This window comes from Streptomyces otsuchiensis (assembly GCF_004305975.1).
GTDB lineage: Bacteria > Actinomycetota > Actinomycetes > Streptomycetales > Streptomycetaceae > Streptomyces > Streptomyces otsuchiensis.
In genome coordinates, this window is the sequence record NZ_BHZI01000284.1 from 1 (window position 1) to 7,136 (window position 7,136).

General features: G+C 75.9%; 4 protein-coding genes. All 4 read left to right on the forward strand.

The features are described from left to right. Positions 1 to 204: 204 nt before the first annotated feature. The 4 genes from E0D90_RS21550 (at position 205) to E0D90_RS21565 (ending at position 6,885) form a co-directional block, all read left to right on the forward strand. Entirely contained in the window at positions 205 to 1,665 is a 1,461-nt protein-coding gene (locus E0D90_RS21550; protein WP_157996906.1) for a GlnX family signal transduction membrane protein, read from the forward strand. 163 nt (positions 1,666 to 1,828) lie between these two features. Beyond that, entirely contained in the window at positions 1,829 to 2,827 is a 999-nt protein-coding gene (locus E0D90_RS21555; protein ID WP_227870385.1) for a glutamate ABC transporter substrate-binding protein, read from the forward strand. 21 nt (positions 2,828 to 2,848) lie between these two features. After that, positions 2,849 to 4,186, forward strand: coding sequence for a hypothetical protein (locus E0D90_RS21560; RefSeq protein ID WP_227870386.1), 1,338 nt, complete (start codon positions 2,849 to 2,851; stop codon positions 4,184 to 4,186). A gap of 62 nt (positions 4,187 to 4,248) precedes the next feature. Continuing rightward, complete coding sequence (locus E0D90_RS21565) at positions 4,249 to 6,885, forward strand: serine/threonine-protein kinase (protein WP_130799720.1); 2,637 nt, start codon at positions 4,249 to 4,251, stop codon at positions 6,883 to 6,885. The last annotated feature ends 251 nt before the right edge of the window (positions 6,886 to 7,136 follow it).

The following is a 7,136-nucleotide window of genomic DNA, read 5'->3' on the forward strand; positions in this document are numbered from 1 at the left end:
GCCCCCGGCCCCCGCCACTGCCGCGGGCCACCGTGGCGGCCCTGGAACCCCGTGGCGGGGCGGGCGGCGGCGGTGGCGGAAGATCGCGATCGAGAGAAGATCCGGGAATCGCCTGTCACCGACGTGTCGCCAGCGGTCATACTGCTGGACGACGCCCCGCCGCGCGCGCCGCGGGTGACGAGCCGAGGGGGAGGGCCCGGGACCGTGACGCAGCCGCCGCACGCGCCGTCGGTGCTCCCTGCCGGGCGGCCGTCGGGCGATCCGGCCACCTCCGCGACGCACGGCGCCGCCCCCGCCCCGCGACCACCGCGGGCCCCGGCGGAACGGGCGCCCGCGCCGCCGGAACCGGAACGTCCACGCCGGACCGCCTGGGCGGAGGGGGTCAGCCGGCTGCGGTCCGGCGCCCGCACCGAGCCGGGGAGGCTGCGGATCATCGGGGCGGTACTGGCCGGGCTGCTGGTGCTGTTCGGCGCCACGACCGCCTGGCAGATCACCGAGCGCACCGCCGCCGCGACCACCGTCCTCCAGGAGAGCCAGCCGCTGAGCGCCGACGCCGCCGGGCTCTACCGGTCGCTGGCCGACGCCAACACCACCGCCGCGGCCGGCTTCCTCTCCGGCGGGGAGGAGCCCCGCGAGGTGCGCGGACGGTACGAGGAGGACATCCGCCGTGCCGCGGACCTGCTGAGCACCGCGGCCTCGCACTCCTCCGGGTCGCCCGAGGCCCGCGAAGCGATCACCCTCCTCAGCGAGCGGCTTCCCGTGTACACCGGGCTGGTGGAGACGGCCCGGGCCAACAACCGGCAGGGCTACCCGATCGGCGGCGCCTACCTGCGGCACGCGGACCGGCAGATGCAGGACGTGCTGCTGCCGGCGGCCGAGCGGCTCTACGAGCTGGAGCGCGCGCGGTTCCGGTCCGACCTGGACGAGGCACGCGCCTGGCCGTGGGTGGCGCTGGGCTCGGGCGTCCTGGCGCTGGGCGCTCTGGGCTGGGCGCAGCGACGCCACTACCGGCGCACCAACCGGGTGCTCAACGGGGGGATGGTAGCCGCGACGGTCGCCGGTGGCGTCCTGCTGGTGTGGCTGGCGGGGGCTCACGCGGTGTCCGGCGCGTCGATCTCGACCGCCAACGACACGGGCGCGCGCTCCCTCCACGTGCTGAACGAGGCGTGGACCGAGGCGCTGAAGGCGCGCGGTGACGAGAACCTCATGCTGGTCGCGCGCGGCGCGGGCGCGGCCTTCGCCGACAGCTACCAGGCGCGCATGGCGGAGATCGCCGGCACCGAGGAGGAGCCGGGCGGTCTGCTGCGCCGCGCCGAGGACGAGGCCGACGACGCCCAGGGGCGGGAACCGGTACGGGAGGCCGTCGAGCACACCGGGCAGTGGCGGGAGCGGCACCGGCTGGCGAGGGAGTCGGAACTCTCCGGGGACTACGAGTCGGCCGTCAGGCAGGTGACGGGAGCCACCGACTCCACCGGCCAGTCCTTCGACCGGGTGGACTCCGCGCTGGCCCGGGCGGTGGCGCACGAGCAGCGGCAGTTTGAGGAGGCGGCGGGGCGGGGCCGGTCCCAGCTGTCCGGACTGGTGTTCGGCGCGGGAGCGCTGGCGCTGGTCGCCGCGGGCGCCGCCGTGCTCGGCATCGGACGGCGCCTCTCGGAGTACCGGTGAACGCGTTCGGCGGGGCCGGACCGCACCACGGCGGAGCTGGGAGGCACCGGTGACAGGCACCGAACACGGGACGCCGGGGCCGGGCACCCCCGTCGCGCCCCCGTCCACGACAGCGCCGGCGGGCGCCGCCGCCCGTGGCCGACGCCGTTACAGGGTGGCCGCGGTGGCCGGCGCCGCTCTGCTGGCGGGCGTGGTGGTCGCGGGCGCGCTCACGGATCGTTCCCCCGGCCCCGACGCGCCGCCCGTCCCGGCGGCCGGTCCGGTGGGCGAGCCGCCGGCGGCGGACCGGGGCGCCACCCCCGCGCAGGACCCGGCCCCGCGGGTCATGGCCGAACGCGAGACCTGCGACGACGGCCGGGACCCGGCGGAGAGCTACCGTCCCTCCACCGCCGACGGCGAGGCGGTGCGCCGCATCCAGGAGAACGGCGAACTGGTGGTCGGGGTCGACCAGAACAGCTACCTGTGGGGGTTCCGCGCCGCGGACACCGGGGACATCGTCGGCTTCGACATCGACCTCAGCCGGGCGATCGCCGAGGCCCTCCTCGGCGAGGACGCACGGATCGTCTACAAGGCGATCCCCACGGCGGAGCGCGAGAAGCTGATCGCGGCCCGCGAGGTCGACATGGTGGTGCGCACGGTGTCCATCACCTGTGCCCGCTGGGATTCGGTGGCCTTCTCCACCGGCTACTTCCGCACGGGACAGCAGCTGCTGGCGCCACGCGACTCGCCGATCGAGGGTTTCGACGCCTCGCTGGACGGCGCGCGGGTGTGCGGCGGCGAGGACACCACCGCCCAGGCACTGCTGGAGCGGGAGGGCCGCGGCCTGGGCGCCGAGCTGGTGACCGCCGCCAGCCACCTGGACTGCCTGGTCCTGATTCAGCTCGGCGAGGCGGACGCCCTGATGACCGACGGCGCGCTCGCCGCCGGCCACGCCGCGCAGGACCCGGCGATGCGGCTGGTCGGCGAACCGCTGACCGAGGAGTACTACGGCGTGGCGATGCACCCCGAGGACGTCGACCTGGTGCGGCGGGTCAACGCCGTCCTCGCCGGCTTCACCGACGGCGGCGCGGGCGGCGCCTGGCGGCAGTCCTACGACGAGTGGCTCGCCGAACACATGGACGAGGCGTCGCCGGAGCCCCCGGACGCCCGGTACCGGGACTGAGAGGCGGCGAGTGACCAGGTGTTGAGCCGGGAGGACGCGGACCGGCGGCTGGCGCGGCTCGGCGCGGAGCACGGGGCGATCGAGACCTCGCTGCTGGCGCTCCAGGACCACGCGGGCCGCAGGCTGCTGGAGGGCGCCGAGCTGAGCGGCTCCACCCGCGAGCAGTGGGAGCGGGCCGACCGCACCGTCAGCCTGCTCTGGGCGTGGTTCGGGGTGTGCGGGGACGCGCTCTCCCGGGCGCGCGAGGTCCGCGACCGCCGCCGCAGCCCGGGAAGTGAGGAACTGGAGGAGCTGGGCGCGCTGCTGGAGGGCGAGTGCCTGGTGGTCTCCGGCGGCGACCGGCTCGCCGAGCGGCTCAGCTGGGAGTCGCTGGTCGCCCGGATGAACGAGGGGTACGCCGACGTCCTGGGCGTGGTGATCGCCGCCGACGCCGTCTGGTCCGCGCTGCCGACCCGGATCGACCTGCTCAGCGCCGAGCTCCGGCGGCTGTCGGAGCTGGCCCACTCGGTGGGGGTGCGGCCGGGCGCGCACCCGGCCGGCGACGTGCTGGACGGGGTCCGCGCCGACCTCGTGACGCTGCGCGCGCGGGTGGTCGGTGACCCGCTCGCCTTCTGGGTTCCGACGGGCGGCAGCAGCGCGCCGGGCGGAGGCCGGCCGGACACCACCTCCTTCGACCGGGCCGCCCACGCCGTGGAGGACGTGCGCCGGGAGGTGGACGCGGTGATCTCGGTCCGCCGGGACGCCGAGGAGCGGATCATCCGGCTGCGGGACGTGCTCTCGCGGGCGGACCGCACACTGGCCGAGGCCCGGCTGGCGCGCGGCGAGGTGCTGGCCCGGATCGCCGCCTGGGAGGTGCCTCCGGTCGGCGGCGCCACCACCGTGCTGCACGACCAGCTCTCGGCCGCCGTCGACTACCGGCGCCGCGCGCAGTGGCACCTGCTGTCGCCGCTGCTGGACGGGCTGGAGCGACGGGCGGAGGCCGAACTGGAGCAGGCCCGCGAGTCGCTGACGGCGGTCACCGCGCCGCTTGCGGTCCGCGCCGAACTGCGGGGCCGGCTGGACGCCTACCGGGCCAAGGCCACCCGCCTCGGCGGCGCCGGCCACCCGGAACTGACGGAGCACTACGACGCCGCCCGCCGGATGCTGTGGAGCGCCCCCTGCGACCTGCGGACCGCCGAGGAGGCGGTACGGCGCTACCAGCGCGCGACGGCCCGCGTGCTGGAGTCGGACGGCGGACGGGAGCCCGCGCCGGCCGAGGCGGTCGCGCCCCTCTCCCCCGGTGTGCGTGCGGAGCCCGGGGCCGCGCGGGGGGCCGGTTCCCCCGCGGGCCCGGAGGCGGATGTGAGGAGAGAACGGTGAGCGATGCCGCGATACCGGCGGTGAACTGTCAGCGGCCGAGTTGCCCGGGCGTCTACGACGACATGGGCAGCGGTGAACGGTACTGCGACACCTGCGGCCTGGCCCCGGTGGTCGGCCCGCGCGGCGCACCCCGCGAGCCGGGCGGCGACGGCCCGGACGGCCCGGGTGGTCCCGGCGGTTCAGGAGACGTTCCGGCCCAACGGCGGGCGCCCGGCGGCACCGGGACGGCCCGGCGTGACGGCTCGGTGACGGGCGGCGGCAGCGTGGCGTCCAGCCGGTCGTCCTGGTCGGCGGCGATCTCCCGCTCTGTCTCCCCCTCCCGGGCGTCGCGGCGGTCGGTCTCCGGGCGCCTGTCGCTGGCCGCCACCGGACGGTCGGAGAACAACTACTCGGTTTCGGTGCGCAGTTCGCGGTCGGGCTCGTCCGCCGGCAGCCGGGCACGGCTGGGCGCCGGGCTGATCACGGTGCCGGAGGTGCCCCGCCCGGACCCGCGGTCGGTGGTGCTGACCGACCCCGAGGTACCCGAGCGGAAGCGGTTCTGCGGCAACGCCGACTGCGGCGCGGCGGTCGGCCGGACCCGCGACGCCCGGCCGGGACGCACCGAGGGCTACTGCACCGGTTGCGGTCACCCCTACTCCTTCGTACCCAAACTGGCCGGCGGCGACGTGGTGCGGGGCCAGTACGAGGTGGCCGGCTGTCTGGCCCACGGCGGCCTGGGCTGGATCTACCTCGCGGTCGACCGGGCGGTCGCCGACCGCTGGGTGGTGCTCAAGGGGCTCCTGGACGCCGGCGACGAGGACGCGATGGCCGCCGCCATCTCCGAACGCCGGTTCCTCGCGGAGATCGAGCACGCGACGATCGTCCGCATCTACAACTTCGTCGAACACCTCGACCGCCGCACCGGCAGTCTCGACGGCTACATCGTCATGGAGTACGTCGGCGGCAGCTCGCTGAAGGAGCTGGCGAACGCGCGGCGCACCCCCGACGGCCGCCGGGACCCGATGCCGGTGGAGCAGGCGTGCGCCTACGGGATCGAGGCGCTCGACGCGATCGGCCACCTCCACAGCCGCAACCTGCTGTACTGCGACTTCAAGGTCGACAACGCCATCCAGCAGGGCGACCAGCTGAAGCTCATCGACATGGGCGCCGTCCGCCGGATGGACGACGACGAGTCGGCGATCTACGGCACCGTCGGCTACCAGGCGCCGGAGGTCGCGGAGCTGGGCCCGTCGGTCGCCTCCGACCTGTACACCGTCGCCCGCACCCTGGCGGTGCTGACCTTCGACTTCCACGGCTACAGCAGCGTCTTCGTGGACAGCCTGCCCGACCCGGACAACGTCGAGGTCTTCCAGCGCTACGAGTCCTTCTACCGGCTGCTGGTCCGCGCCACCGACCCCGATCCGCAGCAGCGCTTCGCCTCGGCGGCGGAGATGTCGGACCAGCTGACCGGCGTGCTGCGGGAGATCGTGGCCGTCCAGACCGGGCAGCCCAGGCCCTCCGCCTCCTCCCTGTTCGGTCCCGAACAGCGCGTGGTGGACACCGAGTTGCTGCCCGCGGGCAGCGCGGTGGTCTCGCTGCTCGGGCAACGGGCGGCAGGCGGTCCCCGTGCCTCCGCCGGCGGGGCCGGCGCCGGGGAGGACGGGCCGGGCACAGCGCGGCTCTCGCCCGGAACGTCCACGGAGGTCGCGTCCGCCTCCGCCGCTCCGGCGCCCGCGGCCTCGCCGCCCGCGGTGCCGACCACCAGCGAACCGGACGTACGCGCCTCGGCGCTGGCGCTGCCGGTGCCGCACGTCGACCCGGCCGACCCCAACGCGGGTTTCCTCGCCGGCCTGATGGCCTCCACCCCCGCCGATCTGCTGACCGCGCTGCGCTCGGCGCCGGAGCGGTCGGTGGAGCGCTCGCTGCGGGAGGTGCGGGCCCGGCTGGAGCTGGCCGCCGATCCCGTCCAGCGCCCGGAGCAGCACCAGGAGGCGCGCCGGACCCTCGCGGAGCTGGCCCGCGAGAACGGGGACGACTGGCGCGTCGTCTGGTACCGGGGCCTCACCGCGCTGCACTGCGACGACCTGGAGACGGCCGCGCTCGCCTTCGACGCCGTGTACGACGCGTTCCCGGGGGAGGTGGCGCCGAAGCTGGCGCTGGCTTTCTGCGCCGAGGTCCTGGGCCAGCTCGACAACGCGGCCGACTACTACGAGCTGGTGTGGGCGACCGATCCCAGCCATGTCAGCGCCGGATTCGGCCTGGCCCGGGTACGGCTGGCCATGGGCAACCGGGCCGGCGCCGTGCAGGCGCTGGAGTCCGTCCCGGAGACCTCGGCACACTGGACGGCGGCACGGGTCGCCGGTATCCGCGCCCGGCTGCGGCAGCGGGCGGCCACCGAACCGCTCCTCCCCGACCTGCTGGACGCCGCCGGGCAGCTGGCCTCACTCCGTGAACGGGGGCTGGAACCGGCACTGGCCGAACAGCTGTCCTGTGAGGTGTTGGGGGCCGCGTTGGACTGGTTGCTGGCGGGTCGCGCGGGCGACCCGGGCGGCGACCGTGGGGAGGGACACCGGATGCTGGGCAACCCGCTCGACGAGACCGGGGTCAGACTGGGGATGGAGCGCTCGTACCGGGTACTCGCCCGGCTCGCGACGAGCACCGCAGAACGGATCGAACTGGTGGAGGCGGCCAACCGCTTCCGCCCGAGAACATGGGTGTGACGATGCCGCAGCTTGATCAAGTCTCCGCCTGCCCGGGCTGTGGGGAGCCTCTGGAGGCGAACGACCGGTACTGCGGGGTGTGCGGCGCCGACCGCCACGCCCCGGGAGCCGCGGCGCCGGCACGCCCGCCGGTACCCGCGCCCACGCCGACGGAGCCGGACTTCACCCTGTCCCCGCCCCGGAACCCGCCGCCTGCGCCGTCGTCGACAGCGCGGCCGGACACGCCGCCGGAGCCGGCGCGCCCCCGGAAC